The organism is Xanthomonas sp. CPBF 426, from assembly GCF_903989465.1.
GTDB classification, from domain to species: Bacteria; Pseudomonadota; Gammaproteobacteria; order Xanthomonadales; family Xanthomonadaceae; genus Xanthomonas; species Xanthomonas euroxanthea.
On sequence record NZ_LR861805.1, the window covers coordinates 486,750 to 504,817 of the forward strand.

General features: G+C 68.2%; 11 protein-coding genes. 9 read left to right on the plus strand and 2 right to left on the minus strand.

Annotation, left to right across the window (positions count from 1 at the left end; translation table 11 throughout):
* The first annotated feature begins 120 nt into the window (after nucleotides 1–120).
* Nucleotides 121–1,062: a DUF808 domain-containing protein gene (locus H7A87_RS02090; protein WP_104585681.1), complete on the plus strand. Its 942-nt coding sequence runs from the start codon at nucleotides 121–123 to the stop codon at nucleotides 1,060–1,062.
* Between the two features lie 246 nt (nucleotides 1,063–1,308).
* Here H7A87_RS02090 and H7A87_RS02095 read toward each other — a convergent pair whose 3' ends face one another.
* A complete protein-coding gene (locus H7A87_RS02095) occupies nucleotides 1,309–2,937 on the minus strand; it encodes a GGDEF domain-containing protein (RefSeq protein ID WP_119129395.1) in 1,629 nt (542 codons plus the stop codon).
* A gap of 484 nt (nucleotides 2,938–3,421) precedes the next feature.
* Here H7A87_RS02095 and glgA point away from each other — a divergent pair, with 484 nt between their 5' ends.
* The 8 genes from glgA to H7A87_RS02135 all read left to right on the plus strand — a co-directional run bounded on the left by glgA (nucleotide 3,422) and on the right by H7A87_RS02135 (nucleotide 16,662).
* A complete protein-coding gene (glgA, locus tag H7A87_RS02100; RefSeq protein WP_164739275.1) occupies nucleotides 3,422–5,005 on the plus strand; it encodes a glycogen synthase GlgA in 1,584 nt (527 codons plus the stop codon).
* Nucleotides 5,002–7,233, plus strand: coding sequence for a 1,4-alpha-glucan branching enzyme (locus tag H7A87_RS02105; RefSeq protein ID WP_119129396.1), 2,232 nt, complete (start codon nucleotides 5,002–5,004; stop codon nucleotides 7,231–7,233). Before glgA ends, H7A87_RS02105 begins: the two co-directional genes overlap by 4 nt.
* Nucleotides 7,234–7,235: 2 nt before the next feature.
* Complete coding sequence (gene treZ / locus H7A87_RS02110) at nucleotides 7,236–8,993, plus strand: malto-oligosyltrehalose trehalohydrolase (RefSeq protein WP_119129397.1); 1,758 nt, start codon at nucleotides 7,236–7,238, stop codon at nucleotides 8,991–8,993.
* Nucleotides 8,990–10,939, plus strand: a complete 1,950-nt coding sequence (malQ, locus tag H7A87_RS02115; RefSeq protein WP_180496864.1) for a 4-alpha-glucanotransferase — start codon at nucleotides 8,990–8,992, stop codon at nucleotides 10,937–10,939. Before treZ ends, malQ begins: the two co-directional genes overlap by 4 nt.
* A complete protein-coding gene (treY, locus tag H7A87_RS02120) occupies nucleotides 10,936–13,539 on the plus strand; it encodes a malto-oligosyltrehalose synthase (protein WP_119129398.1) in 2,604 nt (867 codons plus the stop codon). The genes malQ and treY overlap by 4 nt, the downstream gene beginning before the upstream one ends.
* 13 nt (nucleotides 13,540–13,552) lie before the next feature.
* The gene (locus H7A87_RS02125; protein ID WP_104649120.1) at nucleotides 13,553–13,726 is read left to right on the plus strand and encodes a DUF2934 domain-containing protein; all 174 of its coding nucleotides are present in this window, start codon (nucleotides 13,553–13,555) and stop codon (nucleotides 13,724–13,726) included.
* A 124-nt stretch (nucleotides 13,727–13,850) separates the two neighbouring features.
* Complete coding sequence (glgX, locus tag H7A87_RS02130; protein WP_115675758.1) at nucleotides 13,851–16,013, plus strand: glycogen debranching protein GlgX; 2,163 nt, start codon at nucleotides 13,851–13,853, stop codon at nucleotides 16,011–16,013.
* A gap of 16 nt (nucleotides 16,014–16,029) precedes the next feature.
* Nucleotides 16,030–16,662, plus strand: coding sequence for an NAD(P)H-binding protein (locus H7A87_RS02135; RefSeq protein ID WP_119129399.1), 633 nt, complete (start codon nucleotides 16,030–16,032; stop codon nucleotides 16,660–16,662).
* Between the two features lie 585 nt (nucleotides 16,663–17,247).
* Here the strand turns inward: H7A87_RS02135 and H7A87_RS02140 are convergent.
* A complete protein-coding gene (locus H7A87_RS02140) occupies nucleotides 17,248–18,024 on the minus strand; it encodes an SDR family NAD(P)-dependent oxidoreductase (protein ID WP_119129400.1) in 777 nt (258 codons plus the stop codon).
* Nucleotides 18,025–18,068 lie beyond the last annotated feature (44 nt).

Below are 18,068 nucleotides of genomic sequence, written 5' to 3' on the forward strand. Positions count from 1 at the left end.
CCGGCTGGCGGGCGGCGGCATCGCGCGGCAACGGTCGCCAACAGCCGGCAACGGCCTGCCATCACCCCATACCGGCGCAGGATCGGCGAGAATTCACCGCCACTCACGAAGGATCCCCGCATGGCCGGTGCCAGCCTGTTCACCCTGCTCGACGACATCGCCACATTGCTGGACGACGTTTCCATCCTGACCAAGGTCGCGGCCAAGAAGACCGCCGGCGTGCTTGGCGACGACCTGGCGCTCAATGCACAGCAGGTCACCGGCGTCACTGCCGACCGCGAGCTGCCGGTGGTGTGGGCAGTGGCCAAGGGGTCGCTGATGAACAAGGTGATCCTGGTGCCGGCGGCGCTGGCGATCAGCGCCCTGGAGGCCTGGCTGCGCGGGCGCGGTTACAACGTGCCGCTGGTGATGCCGCTGATGATGATCGGCGGTGCCTACCTGTGCTTCGAGGGCGTGGAGAAGCTGGCCCACAAGTTCCTGCACAATGAGGAAGACGAAGCGCAGCGGCATGCCGAACGCACCCGCGCGCTGGCCGACGAGAGCGTGGACGTGGTGGCGCTGGAAAAGGACAAGGTCAAGGGCGCGATCCGCACCGACTTCATCCTGTCGGCGGAGATCATCGTGCTGTCGCTGGGCGTGGTGGCGGGAGTGTCGTTCGGCCAGCAGGTTGCAGTGCTGGTGGCGATCGCGCTGGCGATGACCATCGGCGTGTACGGCCTGGTCGCGGCCATCGTCAAGCTGGACGACCTGGGCCTGTACCTGACCAACAAGGGCGCTGCCCTGGCTGCGCTGGGACGCGGCATCCTGGTGGCCGCTCCGTGGCTGATGAAGTTCCTGTCGGTGGCCGGCACGCTGGCGATGTTCCTGGTCGGCGGCGGCATCCTGGTGCACAACATTCCGGCGCTGCACCACACCGTGCAGGACCTGACCAAGTCGGCCGGTGGCATGGGCTGGCTGGTCGATGCGTTGGGCAACATGCTGGTGGGCGTGGTGGCTGGTGCGGTCGTGCTGGGCGCGGTGATGCTGTTCCAGAAGCTGCGCGGCAAGCCGGCGGCGCACTGATCCGCGCGGCGGCGGGCCGGGCGCGGGACGGGCGCCCGCACCGGCGCGCCGTGATCGCCCCGCGTGCTGGATCAGCCGGCACGCCTGGCCGACGGAAGTCGCTGCCGACACGGCTCTGCTCGGGCCGCCGCGCCAACGGCGCCGCCCTGCACGGCCACGCCACCCTGTGCCGAGGAGCGCACCGGGCGGCGGCCTTCACCGCTCCAGGCAGGGCAGATGCCCCCTGCGTTCCGCCGACGGTTGCGCTCAGTCGGCGCTGACCACGCGATTCTTGCCGGCCGACTTGGCCTCGTACATGGCGCGGTCGGCACGGCGGATGACATCGTCCTGGGTTTCGTCGAGATGGCGCAGCGCCACGCCGCCGCTGAAGCTGACGAACAGGCGCACGTCGTCGTGCAACAGCGAACGTTGCGCCAGCGCGCGCTGCAGGCGGATCACCGCCGCACTGGCTTCGAAGATGGTGGAGTCCGGCAACAGCAACACGAACTCCTCGCCGCCGAAGCGGGCGATGGCATCGGTGGTGCGCAGCACCGACTTGGCCACGTCCACCGTATGGCGTAGCGCGGCGTCGCCGCCGGCATGGCCGTGGGTCTCGTTGAGGCGGCGGAAGTCGTCCAGGTCCAGCATCGCCACGCACAAGGGTTGGCCGCCGCGCTGGGTACGGGCGGCTTCGCGCTGGAACAGCTCTTCGAAGCCGCGGCGGTTCAGCGCCCCGGTCAGCTGGTCTTCGCGCACCAGGCCGGCCACGTCCTTGAGTTCCTGTTCCAGCAGGGCGATGCGCTGCTCGGCGTCCTCGACCTGGCGACGTGCGGCGAGCAGCTCGTCGCGCGCGGCCAGCGCCTGCGCCTGCACGCCGGCGGTGTCCTGCAACACGTCCTGCAGCAGGCGATTGAGGTCTGGAATGCTGCGAGCGTCGCCGATCGCCTGCGAATAGCCGGCAACGCGATCGTGGTACTCGCCGGTGCTGGTGGCCATGCCATCGAGCCGGTCGACGAAGGACACCATCATCTCGCGCATGGCGGTCTTGGAGTCGGCAATGCCTTGCTTGAGCAGGCCCTGCTTGTAGATGACCTCGCGCAGGGTGCCGCGTGCCTGCTCGATCGAGCCGACATCCAGCGGCCCGGAGATCAGCTGCCGCACCACCGAGATCTGCCCCTGCAGCCAGCTGCGATCGTCGAGCAGTTCGCCCACGTTCTCCAGCAACAGGTCGAACAGGCCCAGCAACAGGTTCTGCTGCTCGCTGGCATCTTCGGCACGCAGGCCGATCTGATGACTCAGTTCGCGCAAGCGTTGGTCCAGGGTGATCAGTTCATGGCCGGGGCGCCAATGGCGCAGCGCCGATGCCAGGGTCTGTGCTTCTTCGGCCAGCTCCGGGCTGCGTTGCAGCAGCGTGGCCAAGGCATTGCCCAGTGCGTGACGCAGCAGGTCGCGCAGCTGCTCGGCTTCGGTGCGCCCTTCGGCCAGCGAGTCGCCGGTATCGATGGTGCGGATGTACTTGTCGATCAATTGCCGCAAGGCGCGGCCGTAGCCGGGCCAGTCGCCGGCCGCATAGGCCGCGCTCAGGCGCACGCCCATATCGCCGAGTTCGCCATGCAGGCTGGTGATGCCCTCGGCAAAGGCCAGCAGCAAGGCCTCCGGGTGCGCGGCATGCGAGAACAGGCGCATCAGCAGGGCGGTGGCGGCAGCCGGGTCGTGCGCGCCGGACTTGTTCTTGGCCGGCACCAGCTGATGCGCGGCCAGGCCGTGCCCGCCGTGCCCACCGCCGACCACGCTGGGCAGGGCGGCGGCCGGGCGTGCGCTGTCCGCGCCACCCCAGGGCAACAGGCGGCGCAGCCCGCCACGTGGGCGGCTTGGAAGTTCAGGCTGGTCTGCCATGCGCCGGGGTCTCGGAAAGTCGTGATGCTACCGCTGGTTATCGGCGTGCAAGCGTCTTGCTTAAGCGGTCCGGACAGGTCTGCGCAGTTCCAGCCTGCGCGCACGATGGCCGGAGATGGTCGAAAGGCGATGACGACCTGTGGCTGAACAAGTCAGGCGGGACTGGCAGGCGCCGCTGCCAGCGCCTGCTTCCGGTGCGTTTCAACAATCACGCACCACGGCGGGGATGTCATCACACGGCGACGCGCCGCTTATGCCGGGACGCACACGCAACCATGCGCAAGGGAATGTCGGTGTCGCAGAAAAGTCAGCACGTATTCACGCATATTTTATTTGCCCGGGGTGTAGATTCATCTCAAGGACGACGTGGAGTACGCGCGTTGGCCCCGCTCCTCATTCGTAGCAGGTCGTCTGGCTGAATCGGCAGATGATGGTTGTCGCTTCGCTGTTTTCCGTCTCCACCCACTTTACGACGGACGTTTAGATGGTTGCCATGATGCCGCTTCACGCCACTACCGCACGCTTTGAGCGCAGTACGTTGCTCCCCACTTTGAAGAAGAGCGGGCGGCCGCGTGATGCACGCGGGCGCTTCATTCGCCATCACGAACGTCTGCCGGTGTCGCCGGCCGATACCCGCGGCGCCTTGTTCGTGGTGTCGGAGATGGCGGACTTCATCAAGGCTGGCGGCCTGGGCGATGTGGCGGCGGCGCTGCCGCGCGCGCTGCGCCATCGCTACGACGTGCGGGTACTGATCCCCGGCTACCGCGCAGTGCTGGCGCGCGCGGGCAAGGTGGAGATCGTCGGCCGGGTACTGGCGCATGCGGCACTGCCGGCCTGCGACATCGGCCGCATCGTGCAATCGGACGGCCTGCCGATCTACATCCTGCTGTCCAAGGAATTGTTCGAGCGCGACGGGTCGCCTTATGTGAGCACCAGCGGGTCGGAGTTCGAAGACAACGCGATCCGCTTTGCCACCTTGTCGCATGCCGCCGCGCAGATCGCAGCCGGCCACGCCGGGCTGGGCTGGAAGCCGCGCCTGCTGCACCTCAACGACTGGCCGTGCGCGCTGGCTGCCGCCTATGTGCGCTGGTCCGGCGGCACCACGCCGTGCCTGTTGACCATCCATAACCTGGCCTACCAGGGCCTGGTGCCGTATTCGATGGCCGCTGCGCTGGGCATCCCCGCCGAGCGCGTGGCCGAGCTGGAGTTCTACGGGCAGATGTCGTTCCTGCGTGGCGGCATCGTGCATGCCGACCACGTCAACACGGTCAGCGTCAGCTATGCCCAGCAGATCACCGGCCCGGCGCAGGGCTGTGGCCTGGACCGCTTGCTGGCCGGTCGCGCCGCCAAGGGCGCGCTGACCGGCATCGTCAACGGCATCGACGCCAGCTGGGACCCGCGCACCGACGAATATCTGGACACGCATTTCAGCGTGAATCAGTGGCAGGGCCGGCAGGCCAACGCCGCGCAGGTGCGCAAGGCCTTCGGGCTGCGCGAGAGCACCGGCCCGCTGTTTGCGGTGGTATCGCGGCTGGTGCACCAGAAGGGCCTGGACCTGATTTGCGAAGTCGCCCCGCAGATCGTGGCCGCCGGCGGCCAGATCGCGGTGATCGGCGGCGGCGAGCCGGAGATCGAGCAGCAGGTCGCCGAGCTGACCCGGCGCTATCCCGGCCAGGTGGGTGCCTTCATCGGGTTCGAGGAAGGCCTGGCGCGGCGCATGTTTGCCGGTGCCGACTTCCTGCTGATGCCGTCGCGCTTCGAGCCGTGCGGCCTGAGCCAGATGTACGCGCAGCGCTTTGGCTGCCTGCCGATCGCGCACGCCACCGGCGGCCTGATCGACACGGTGGATGACGGCGTCACCGGTTTCCTGTTCCAGCACGCCAGCGCCGAGGCCTTGCGCCGTTGCCTGGAGCGCGCATTCCGTACCTTCCGCCTGCCCAGCCTGCTGTCGGCGATGCGCCGCGCGGCGATGTTGCGTCCCAGTGGCTGGGATGTGGCGGGCAAGAAGTACCTCTCGCTGTACGAACGCACCGCCGCAACCGCTCCCGCGCTTGCGACGGTGTCATGAGCGAACGGCTGGGCGTGCAGGGGCAGGAGACGGAAACGACGGCGGTGACCATGGATGGGATCTCGGATTCAGCGCAGAGCGTGCAGGCGCTGGCCGATGGCCTGCCTGCCGATGCATTCGCGGTCCTGGGCCCGCATGTCCAGGCCGACGGCCGCCGTCTGGTGCGCGTGTTGGCACCCGGTGCCGAGGCCATGGGCCTGATCGATCCGCGCGGCAAGTTGCTGGCGCGCATGCAGGCCGGCCCGGTCGATGGCGTGTTCGAGGGCGTGCTGGCGGTCGAAGGGCCGTATCGGCTGCGCATCGTGTGGCCGGACGTGGTGCAGGAGATCGAAGACCCTTACGCCTTTGCTGCCACGCTGGACGAATCCATCCTGCTGCAGATCGCTGCCGGCGACGGCCAGGCCTTGCGTTGCGCCCTGGGCGCCCGGCACCTGCGCTGCGACGATGTGCCGGGGGTGCGCTTTGCGGTGTGGGCGCCGCATGCGCAGCGCGTGGCGGTGGTGGGCGATTTCAACGGCTGGGACGTACGCCGGCATCCGATGCGCCAGCGCATCGGTGGGTTCTGGGAGCTGTTCCTGCCGCGCGTGGAAGCCGGCACGCGTTACAAGTACGCCATCACCGCTGCCGATGGGCGCGTCTTGCTCAAGGCCGACCCGGTGGCGCGCCAGAGCGAATTGCCGCCGGCCACCGCCTCGGTGGTGCCGGGCGCGGCAGCGTTCGGCTGGACCGATGCCGCCTGGATGGCTGCGCGCGATGCCAGTGCCGCGCCGGCGCCGCTGTCCATCTATGAAGTGCACGCCGCGTCCTGGCGACGCGATGGGCACAACCAGCCGCTGGACTGGCCGGGGCTGGCCGCACAGCTGATTCCCTATGTGCAGCAGCTCGGCTTCACCCATATCGAGTTGCTGCCGATCACCGAACATCCATTCGGCGGCTCCTGGGGCTACCAACCGCTGGGGCTGTATGCGCCGACGGCCCGCCACGGCAGCCCGGACGGGTTTGCCCAGTTCGTCGACGCCTGTCATCGCGCCGGCATCGGCGTGATCCTGGACTGGGTCAGCGCGCACTTTCCCGATGACGCGCACGGCCTGGCGCAGTTCGACGGCGCGGCGGTGTACGAGCATGCCGACCCGCGCGAGGGCATGCATCGCGACTGGAACACGCTGATCTACAACTACGGCCGGCCCGAAGTGACCGCCTACCTGCTGGGCAGCGCGCTGGAGTGGATCGACCACTACCATCTGGACGGCCTGCGCGTGGATGCAGTGGCCTCGATGCTGTATCGCGACTATGGCCGTGCCGAAGGCGAGTGGGTGCCCAACGCGCATGGCGGCCGCGAGAATCTGGAAGCCGTTGCCTTCCTGCGCCAGCTCAACAGCGAGATTGCCACGCGCTTTCCCGGTGTACTGACCATCGCCGAAGAGTCCACCGCCTGGCCAGGCGTGACCGCGCCGATCAGCGAGGGTGGGCTGGGCTTCACCCACAAATGGAACATGGGCTGGATGCACGACACGCTGCACTATATGCAGCGCGATCCGGCCGAGCGCGCGCAGCACCATAGCCAGCTCACCTTCGGTCTGGTGTACGCGTTCTCCGAGCGTTTCGTGCTGCCGATCTCGCACGACGAAGTGGTGCACGGCACCGGTGGCCTGCTCGGGCAGATGCCCGGCGACGACTGGCGGCGCTTTGCCAACCTGCGCGCGTATCTGGCGATGATGTGGGCGCATCCGGGCGACAAACTGCTGTTCATGGGCGCCGAATTCGGCCAGTGGAACGACTGGAATCACGATCAGTCGCTGGACTGGCATCTGCTCGACGGGGCCGCGCATCGCGGCGTGCAGCAACTGGTCGGCGATCTTAATGCCGCATTGCGACGGGTGCCGGCGCTGTATCGCGGCACGCATCGTGCCGACGGCTTCGACTGGAGCGTGGCCGACGACGCGCGCAACAGCGTGCTGGCGTTCATCCGCCACGATCCCGAGGGCGGCGCACCCTTGCTGGCGGTGAGCAACCTCACTCCGCAACCGCACCACGACTATTGCGTCGGCGTGCCGCGTGCCGGCGGCTGGCGCGAAATCCTCAACACCGACAGTGCCCATTACGGTGGCAGCAACCTCGGCAACAGCGGTCGCCTGGCGACCGAGCCGATGGGCATGCACGGGCACGCACAACGCCTGCGCCTGACCCTACCGCCGCTGGCCACGATCTATCTGCAAGCGGAGAAATAGCAATGAACGAGCGCAATGACACCACGCCGGCATGGGGCGCATGGCCAGCGGGTGAGGGACAGGTGCGCTTCACGCTCTGGGCACCGGATGCCAGGAGCGTGGAGGTGGTCTTCGACGACGGCGCGCGCGTCGCGTTGCAGGCCGCGCAGGACGGCTTCTTCAGTGCGGCGATCGACTGCGCGGCGGATGCGCGCTATCGCTACAGCGTCGATGGTGGCGAACCGGTGCCGGATCCGGCCTCGCGCTGGCAGCCCGAGGGCGTGCATGGCCCCAGCGCCGTGCAGCCAACCGACGGCTACGCCTGGCAGAACACCCAGTGGCAGGGACGGCCGTGGGACGAGGCGGTGATCTACGAACTGCATGTCGGCACCTGCGGCGGCTATGCCGGTGTGCAGGCGCAATTGCCGCAGCTGGCGGCGATGGGCATCACCGCGATCGAGCTGATGCCGCTGAGCGCATTCCCGGGCGCGCACAACTGGGGCTACGACGGCGTGTTGCCGTACGCGCCGGTGGAAGCCTATGGCACGCCGGACCAGTTGAAGGCGCTGATCGACGCCGCGCACGGACACGGCCTGATGGTGTTGCTGGATGTGGTCTACAACCACTTCGGCCCGGACGGCAATTATCTGCACAGCTATGCCGCCCCGTTCTTCAACGAGGACAAGCCCACTCCGTGGGGCGCGGCGATCGATTTCCGCAAGCCGCAGGTGCAGCGTTACTTTCTCGACAATGCGCTGATGTGGCTGCACGAATACGGCTTTGACGGCCTGCGCCTGGACGCGGTGCATGCGATCACGCCGAACGCGTTCCTGGATACCCTGCGGCAGACCGTGCAGGCCAGCCTGCCTGCCGGCCGCCACGTGCACCTGGTGCTGGAAAACGAGGCCAACCAGGCCTCGCAGCTGCAACGCGGCTACACCGCGCAATGGGACGACGATTTCCACAACGCCCTGCATGTGCTGCTGACCGGCGAAGCCGAAGGCTATTACGCCGCCTTCGCCGACAAGCCCACCGAGCACCTGGCGCGCGTGCTTGGCGAAGGCTTCGCCTACCAGGGCGAGCCGGACCCGCGCGGGCATGTGCGTGGCGAGCCGAGCGGGGCGCTGCCGCCGCACAAGTTCGTGGTCTTCGCGCAGAACCACGACCAGATCGGCAACCGGGCGCGCGGCGAGCGGCTGAGCGTGCTGGTCTCGCCGCAGCGCCTGCGCGCTGCGCTGGCGCTGACGACGCTGACGCCGATGATTCCGCTGTTCTTCATGGGCGAGCCGTGGGGCGCCGAACAGCCATTTCTGTTCTTCACCGATTTCGGCCCGCCGCTGGACGATGCGGTGCGCGAAGGGCGGCGCCGTGAATTTGCGCACTTCGCCGCATTCGCCGACGAAGCGCAGCGCGCCACCATTCCCGATCCGAACAGCCACGACACCTTTGCTGCCTCGCGCGCGCCGATCGAAGACGCCGCCCGCGGCGATGGCGTGCAGTGGACAGCCTGGTTCACCGCGCTGCTGGGCGTACGCCGCCAGTGGCTGGTCCCGGGGCTGGCACAGGCGCGCGCGGTGGGCGCCGAGGTGCTGGCCGACGGTGCAGTGACCGCCAGCTGGGAATTGCCCGACGGGCTGTGGCATGTCGCCTTCAACGTGGGTGCCGCGGCGGTGCCAATGCCGCCGCTGCGCGGACGCGTGGCGCATGCCGAAAACGTCGCCGCCGACGCGCAGCAGTTGCCGGTCGATGGCTTCATCGCCTGGCATGAGGCGCGCGCATGAGTACGCGCGATCTGAGCAGAAGCGATCTGCATGCGCTGGCCGGCGCGGCCGGGGTGATGGTGGACTGGGTGGATGCCAGCGACCAGCCGCGGCAGGTGGCCGAGCCATCGCTGCATGCGGTGCTCACCGCGCTGGAATTGCCTGCCGGCACCGCCACGCAACGCGAAGACAGCCTGCGTCGCTGCAAGGCGCAAGCCACCGAGCCGGCGCCGCTGCTGACCGTGCAGGTGGCCGAGCTGTTGCCGGTGTCGGTTGCCGCCAACGCCAGCGGCCGTTGGGTTGACGACAGCGGCGCCAGCGAGCCGGCGCGTGCCGATGCGCAGGGCCAGGTGCGTGCGCCGCAGCGTTTCGGTTATTGGACGCTGCAGATCGGCAACCTGACCCAGCAGGTCGCGGTTGCCCCGCAACGCTGTTTCAGCGTGGCCGATGCCTGTGGCCTGCCGGCACCGCGTGCCTGGGGCATGGCGTTGCAGGTGTATTCGGCGCGCAGCATCGACGATGCCGGCATTGGCGATGCTGCGGGCACGGTGGAATGGGTGCGGCATGCCGCACTGGCCGGTGCCGATGCGCTGGCGCTGAGCCCGGTGCATGCCGCGCGCCCGGTCACTGGCGGCTACAGCCCGTATTCGCCCAGCGACCGGCGCTTCCTGGATCCGCTGCATGCCGCGCCGGTGCGCGTGCTGGGCGAGCGCGCGCTGGAGGCCATCAACGAGGTGCCCGGCCTGCGCGAGCGCTTCGATACGCTGCACCACGGCGCCCTGATCGACTGGCCGGCCTCCGCGCAGGCCAAGTGGCAGTTGCTGCGTCATCTGTACACCCGCGTGCCCGCCGATCACCCCGATCTGCTCGCCTTCCGCAGCGAGGGCGGCGCGGCGCTGGAAGGCTTTGCGCGGTTTGCCGCGCAGGATTTCGGCGATGGCGATCCGCAACTGCACGTGTTCATGCAATGGTTGGCGGCGCGCAGCTGGTCCGATGCGCAACGCGAGGCACACGAGCGCGGCATGAAGATCGGGTTGATCGCCGATCTGGCGGTCGGCTTCGATCCCAATGGCGCCGAAGCCGCGGCGGCCGCCGACACCGTGCTGCGTGGCCTGGTGCTGGGCGCGCCGCCGGACGCCTTCAATGCCGACGGCCAGCACTGGGGCATCGGCGCATATTCGCCCACCGCGTTGCGGCGCAGCGGCTATGCGCCATACATCGCGCTGCTGCGCGCGGTGCTGCGCGATCGCGGCGGCATCCGTATCGACCATATTCTGGGCTTGATGCGGCTGTGGGTGGTGCCCGAAGGGGCCAGCTCCAACGAAGGCGCGTATCTGGCCTATCCGCTGCACGACCTGCTCAATCTGCTCGCGCTGGAATCTTGGCGGCACCGGGCGATCGTGATCGGCGAAGACCTCGGCGTGGTGCCGCCCGGCATCCGCGAGGAACTGTCGCGGCGCGGGGTGATGGGCATCGATGTGTTGATGTTCACCCGCGACGACGACGGCGCCTTCGTCTCGCCGGCGTTGTGGCGGCCGGATGCGTTGGCCACCACCACCACGCACGACCTGCCGACGCTGACCGGCTGGCGCGAAGGCCGTGATATCGACTGGCGGCGCAGGCTGGACCTGATCCAGCCCGCGCAGGCCAAGGACGATGCCGCGGCCCGCATCCAGGATGTGGCACGCCTGGATGCGGCGGTCGAATACACCGGGCTCAGCGCTACGGACGACCCGCTGCTGGGCGCGCTGCGCTTCACCGCCACCAGCGTGTCGCCACTGGCCCTGCTGCCGGTGGAAGATGCGCTGGCGCTGGAAGAACAACCCAATCTGCCGGGTACCGTCGAGGTCCATCCCAACTGGCGTCGACGCCTGCCCGATCCCTTGCCGCATGCGCGCCTGAGTACGGCGCTGCAGGGCTTTGCCGAGGCGCGTCGCGTCGCGGCCGTTTCGGAACCGCATCCATGATCGAGCTTCGCGCCACCGCCCGCCTGCAGCTGCATGTCGGCTTCACCCTGCACGATGCGCTCGCCCAGGTGCCGTACTACGCCGGGCTGGGCATCAGCCATCTGTACCTGTCGCCGATCGGCACCGCAGTGCCCGGCTCCACGCACGGCTACGACAATATCGACCCGACCGTGGTCAATCCCGAGCTCGGCGGCGAAGACGCGCTCATCGCCCTGTCGCAGGCCGCGCGCGAGCACGGCATGGGCCTGATCGCCGACATCGTGCCCAACCACATGGCCACGCATGCGGACAACGCGTGGTGGTGGGATGTGCTGCGCAACGGCCGCAGTGCCAAGCATGCCGACTGGTTCGACATCGACTGGCGCGCGCCCGGGCGCGACGGCAAGTTGTGGCTGGCGGTGCTGGACCGCCCGTATGCCACCGCACTGGCCGAAGGCCTGATCACCCTGGTGGTCGAGGACGACGGCAGCGCGGCACTGGCGCACTACGACCAGCGGTACCCGATCCGTCCGCAGACGCTGGAGGTGCCGGAAAAGGCCGCGCGTGCGCAATGGCTGCGCGACTACAACGACGGCGCCAAGCGCGGCGATGGCCGTCTGCACAAGCTGATCGAGCGCCAGCCGTACCGCCTGAACTGGTGGCGCGTGGGCAACGACATGCTCAACTACCGTCGCTTCTTCGACATCACCTCGCTGGTGGCATTGCGGGTGGAGCTACCGGCGGTGTTCGACGCGGTGCATGCCCTGCCGCTGCGGCTGGTGGCCGAGGGCCATCTGGACGGCCTGCGCATCGACCATGTGGACGGGCTGACCGATCCCACCGGCTATGTGCGCAAGCTGCGCAGCCGGCTGGATGCGGCTGGCCGCACCCGTGGCCTCAAGCCCGGCACGCTGGGCCTGTATCTGGAAAAGATCCTGGCGCCCGGCGAGCACCTGCCGGCCGACTGGCCCTGCGATGGCACCACCGGCTACGACTTCATGGACCAGGTCGGCGGCGTGCTGCATGACGCGGGCGGCTTCAAGCCGCTGGCGCGTGCCTGGCAGAAGGTGAGCGGGCGCAGTGGCGACTTCGCACAGGAAGAACGCGCCGCCCGCGACGAGATCTTGCGTGGCCCGCTGCAGACCGAATTCAATCGCGCCGTCGGTGCGTTGTCGGCATTGGCGCGGCTGGACCCGCCCACGCGCGAGTTCAGCCCGCAGATGCTGGCGCGCGGCCTGTGCGTGTTGCTGCGCTGGTTCCCGGTGTACCGCACCTATGCCGGTGCCAAGGGCGTGACCGGCAGCGAAGCCGAGCGCCTGCGCGCCACCGCCGCGCGTGCGCGCGAGGGCATGCCGGAGTCCATCGTCGCGGCCGTCGATGCGATCGAGCGCTGGCTGCTCGACGATGCCGGCGCCGACCGCGCGCAGGTCGCCCTGCGGCGCATCCTGCGTCGTCGCGTGGAGCAGTTGTCCGCACCGCTCAATGCCAAGTCGGTGGAAGACACCGCGTTCTACCGGCACGGCGTGCTGTTGTCGCGCAACGAGGTCGGCAGCCATCCGACCCACTTCGCCAACGAGGCGGCCGACTTCCACGCGCAGAATCTCGAACGCGCCAAGCACTTCCCGCGGGCGTTGCTGGCCACCGCCACGCACGACCACAAGCGCGGCGAAGACCTGCGCATGCGGCTGGCGGTGCTGTCCGAGCAACCGCGCTGGTGGATCGAGCAGAGCACCCGGTTCGATGCCTTGGCAGAGACGCTCGAGGCACCGGCACTGGCCGGCGGCGACCAGCAGATGCTCTGGCAGACCCTGGTGGCCGCCTGGCCGATCGGCCTGGGTGCCGACCAGACCGAGCCGCTGGCCGAGTACGCCGAGCGCATTGCGCAGTGGCTGCTCAAGGCCGTGCGCGAGGCCAAGCTGCACACCAGCTGGACCGATGGCTCGCCGGCCTACGAACAGGCCGTGCAGGCCACCGTGGAGCAGGTGCTGTGCAGCCGCGCCGGGTTGCCGCTGCGGCGGGCGCTGCTGCGCGCCAGCAACCACATCGCCGCGGCCGGTGCGCGCAACGCGCTGGTGCAGACCACGTTGCGCCTGACCGTGCCGGGCGTGCCCGACCTGTACCAGGGCACCGAAGGCTGGGATCTGTCGCTGGTGGACCCGGACAACCGCCGCCCGGTCGACTACGCGCAGCGCCAGCAGTGGCTGGCGCAGGCACGCGACTGGAACACGCTGCTGCGCAGCTGGCGCGATGGTGCGGTCAAGGCACGTCTGACCGCACTGCTGCTGCAGTTGCGGGCCGAACATCCGGCGCTGTTCGCCAAGGGCGACTACCAGCCCCTGACCGTGACCGGCAGCGGCGATGCGCAGGTGCTGGCGTTCCGCCGCCAGTACCGCGGGCAGTCGCTGGTGGTGGCAGTCACGCGGCTGGGTGCCGGCGACGTGGGCGATGGCGATCTGCCGCTGCTGGTGCCGCCGGCCAGCTGGGGTCAGGCGGCGTTGGCATTGCCGCAGGCCAGTTACCGTAATGTGCTCGATGGCAGCACGGTGCAGCCGCAAGGCGGCCGCGTGACGATATCCACGCTGTTTGCACGTGCGCCAGTGGCAGTGTTGTTGACCCCCTAAGAGAACGTACGCAATGAACGACACGGAACGGCAGGCGCGGCTTCGCCAGTTGGCACAGGAGATCTGGGAGGCCGAAGGCCGCCCGGACGGCCACGCAGATCGGCACTGGGCCATGGCCGAGCGCCTGGTGGATGCCGAAGAGCGCGCCGCCGAGCAGGCCGGCCCGCCGGCGAGTGCACGCCAGTAACGGTCACTCTGTCACCCTGCATGGTTCACCCTGCAGGCTGCGCCATGTCAGGGTGAGCGTGCACACGCACGCAGGCAGCCGCATTCGCTCAGCGTTTTGAGTTCACCGTTCTCAGGAGTTACCGATGGCCACCCGCAAGTTCACTCAGCGCTCGCGCATCCGCGAAGGCCGTCCCAACCCGCTCGGCGCCACCTGGGATGGCCTGGGGGTCAATTTCGCGCTGTATTCGCGCAACGCCACCCGGGTGGAGCTGTGCCTGTTCGACGAGCGTGGCCGCGAGCAGGAGCGCCTGGCGCTGCCCGAATATACCGACGAGGTCTGGCACGGCTATCTGCCCGACGCACGCCCCGGCCAGCTGTACGGCTATCGCGTGCATGGACCCTATGCGCCCGATGCCGGGCATCGCTTCAACCACAACAAGCTGCTGCTGGACCCGTATGCCAAGCAGATCGTCGGCGAGCTCAAATGGGCGCCGCACCTGTTCGGCTACACCATTGGCCACCGCGACAAGGATCTGAGCTTCGATCGCCGCGACAGTGCCGCGTTCATGCCCAAGTCCGCGGTGATCGACCCGGCCTTCACCTGGGGCCAGGACCGCCCGCCGCAGACGCCGTGGAACCGCACGGTGATCTACGAGGCGCACGTGCGTGGGCTGAGCATGTTGCACCCGTCGGTGCCGCCGGAAAATCGCGGCACGTTCTCGGCCCTGAAGACCGACGAGCTGATCGACCACATCAGCTCACTCGGCGTCACCGCAGTGGAACTGCTGCCCGTGCACGCCTTCGTCGACGATCAATACCTGCTGGAAAAAGGCCTGCGCAACTACTGGGGCTACAACACCCTGGGGTTCTTCGCCCCACAGGCGCGCTACATGTCCACGCGCACCGTGGCCGAGTTCAAGCAGATGGTGGCGCGGCTGCATCACGCCGGGCTGGAAGTGCTGCTGGACGTGGTCTACAACCACACCGCCGAAGGCAACGAGCTGGGGCCGACGCTGTCGTTCAAGGGCATCGACAACGCCAGCTACTACCGCCTGGCCGACGATCGCCGCTTCTACATCAACGACACCGGCACCGGGAACACCTTCGACCTGACCAATGTCGGCGCGCTGCGCATGGTGATGGACTCGCTGCGTTACTGGGTGCAGGAAATGCATGTCGATGGTTTCCGCTTCGACCTGGCCACCATTCTTGGGCGCGAGCGCTACGGCTTCGATCCATCGGGCAGCTTTCTCGATGCGGTGCGCCAGGATCCGGTGCTGAGCCAGACCAAGCTGATCGCCGAGCCCTGGGATATCGGTCCAGGCGGTTACCAGGTGGGCAATTTCCCGCCGGGCTGGGTGGAGTGGAACGACAAGTTCCGCGACAACGTGCGCGCGTTCTGGCGTGGCGACGGCGGCCAGCTGGCCGAACTGGCCACGCGCTTGACCGGATCGGCGGACCTGTTCAACCACAGCGGTCGTCGCCCCACTGCATCGGTCAATTTCGTCACCGCGCACGATGGCTTCACCCTGCGCGATCTGGTCAGCTACGAAGGCAAGCACAACTTCGCCAACGGCGAAGAGGGCAGGGACGGCAGCGACCACAATATCTCGGCCAATTACGGTGTCGAGGGCGACACCAACGACCCGGCCATCAAGCAGCTGCGCCGTCAGCAGATGCGCAACCTGCTGGCCACGTTGCTGCTTTCGCAAGGCACGCCGATGCTGCTGGCCGGCGATGAGTTCGGCCATAGCCAGAACGGCAACAACAACGCGTATTGCCAGGACAACGAACTGACCTGGATCGACTGGACTGCTGCCACCAAGGCCGCTGCTGCCGATCAGGCTGCATTCGTGCGGCGGTTGATCCGTATCCGCCAGCGTTATCCGCTGCTGCATCGCGCCCGCTTCTTCGACGGCAAGTTCGACGAAGCGCTGGGCTTGAAGGATCTCACCTGGCTGGCACCGGACGGCCACGAGATGGACGAAGCCAGCTGGCACGACCCGGAAGCGCGTGCGCTGATGCTGCGGCTGGATGGCCGCTCGCCGACCACCGGCCTGCGCGAGATCGCCGCCAACGTGACCTTGCTGATGCTGATCAATGCCGCCTCCACCAGCGTGTCGTTCACGCTGCCGGCGATGCATGACGAGCACTGGCGCGTGCTGGTCGACACCGCGCGCCACGGCGGCCGCGTGGTGGCCGGCGGCAGCGAATGGAAGGCCCCGGCGCACTCGCTGACCTTGCTCGCAGTGGAGCGCGATCGCATCGCCAGCAGCGCGCGCATCGTCTCCGAGGGCGCGCGCTGATGGCGGGGGTGATCTGATGGATGTGTTGCTGGCAGGGGCCACCGGTCTGGTCGGTAGACATGTCCTGCAACAACTCCTGGCCGATGCGCGCTGTACCGGCGTGGTGGCGATCACGCGCCGGCCGTTGTCCCAGATCCACCCCAAGCTGCGCAACCAGGTGATCGATTTCGATCGCCTGGACCACTGGACCGCACCGCGCATGGAAGCGGCCATCTGCGCCCTGGGCAGCACGATGAAACAGGCCGGCTCGCGCGAGGCGTTCTACCGCATCGACCACGATTATCCGATGGCGCTGGCACGCGCGGTCTGCGCGCAGGGCACCTCGGTATTCGTGCTGAATTCAGCCGCCGGTGCCGATGCGCACTCGCGCATCTTCTACAACCGCGTCAAGGGCGAGCTGGAACGCGACCTGCGCGCGGTCGGCTTCCCCTCGCTCACCTTCGTACGCCCGGGGCTGATCGGCGGCGAACGCGAGCAGCGTCGCACCGGCGAACACATCGGCAGCCTCGTGCTGGGCGCGCTCGGTCCGCTGCTGCCACGCCGCTTCCGCCTCAACCCGGCCGAACGCATCGCCGCCGCCATGGTGGGCGCCGCGCTGGCACCGGCGCGTGGGGAGCACAGTGTCGAGGCGGCGGAGCTGGCTGACTAACGCTGTCTCAACGCCTCGTCGCGAGGCAGTCGGTCGGATAGATGTGAGAAGCCGCCGTGTCGTAGGAGCGCGCTGGCGCGCGACGGGGCATTACCGATAAAGCTCCGTCGCGCGCGGGCACGCTCCTACGGGTCCATGCAGCGGATCGGCATCTTCGCCAGCGAACATCCCCACTCACACCCTCAATGACTGCCCGCCATCCACCGCCAGCACCTGCCTATAGTCGCGAGGGTGCCGAGACATAGGACTGGCTGTCCGCCGTGTGGTAGGAGCGCGCTGGCGTGCGATGAGGCGTTACCGGTAAAGCCTCATTGCGCGCCGCGCTCCTACAAATGCGCGCGTAGCGGATCGGCGTTTTCGCCATTACAAATACCTTGCCTACACCCCAGCGACTGCCAAACCGTCCACCGCCAGGGCTCGCCCATAGCTGCGAGGGTGCCGCGGAAATAGGACTGGCTGCCAGCTGTGTCGTAGGAGCGTGCCTGCGCGCGACGCGGCGTTACCGATAAAGCTCCGTTGCGCGCAGGCACGTTCCTACGGGTCCACGCGGCGGATCGGCATCTTCGCCAGCGCAAACATCCCCACTCACACCCCCAGCGACTGCCCGCCATCCACCGCCAGCACCTGCCCGGTGATCCAGCGCGCCTGCGGCGATGCGAGAAACAACGCCGCATCGGCGATGTGCTGCACTTGACCGAATCCCCCGAACGGGATGCTGTCGCGGATGCGTGCATACAGCTCCGGTTCTTCATCGCGGCGCCGGGCCCATAGCCCGTCGGGAAACTCGATCGAACCCGGTGCGATCGCGTTGACGCGGATGCGCTCGCGTGCGAGCTCGGCGGCCAGCGTGGTGGTGTAGTAATTGAGCGCCGCCTTGGCGGTGGAATAGGCGATCGCACGTGGTGTGGGGCGTTGCGCATTGATCGAGCTGATATTGAGGATCACCGCCGCGGCGCTGTTGCGCAGATGCGGCAGCGCGGCGCGATTACAACGCACGGCCGCCATCAGATCGACATCCAGGCCGGCCTGCCAGCTGGCATCGTCGTTGCCGTGTCCATAGCCGGAGGCGTTGTTGATCACCACATCCAGGCCATCTAGCGCCTGTGCTGCAGCCTGCACATAGGCCTCGATCTGCGCAGCATCCGACAGGTCGCAGGCGAAGGTATGGACCGGCCTGCCATGTGGTGCCAACACCTGTGCGGCCTGTGCCAGGCCATCGGCATTGCGTGCGCACAGCGAGACTTGCGCGCCGTTGCGCACGAACGCGTCGGCAATGGCCAGGCCGATGCCACGGCTGCCGCCTGCGATCAGCACGCGTTGATTGCGCGGCGAGATTTGCGTGGGTGCTGCGGAAATGGACATGGCGGACACTCGATCGGAAACCGACATTATCGAGCAGCTCGGTC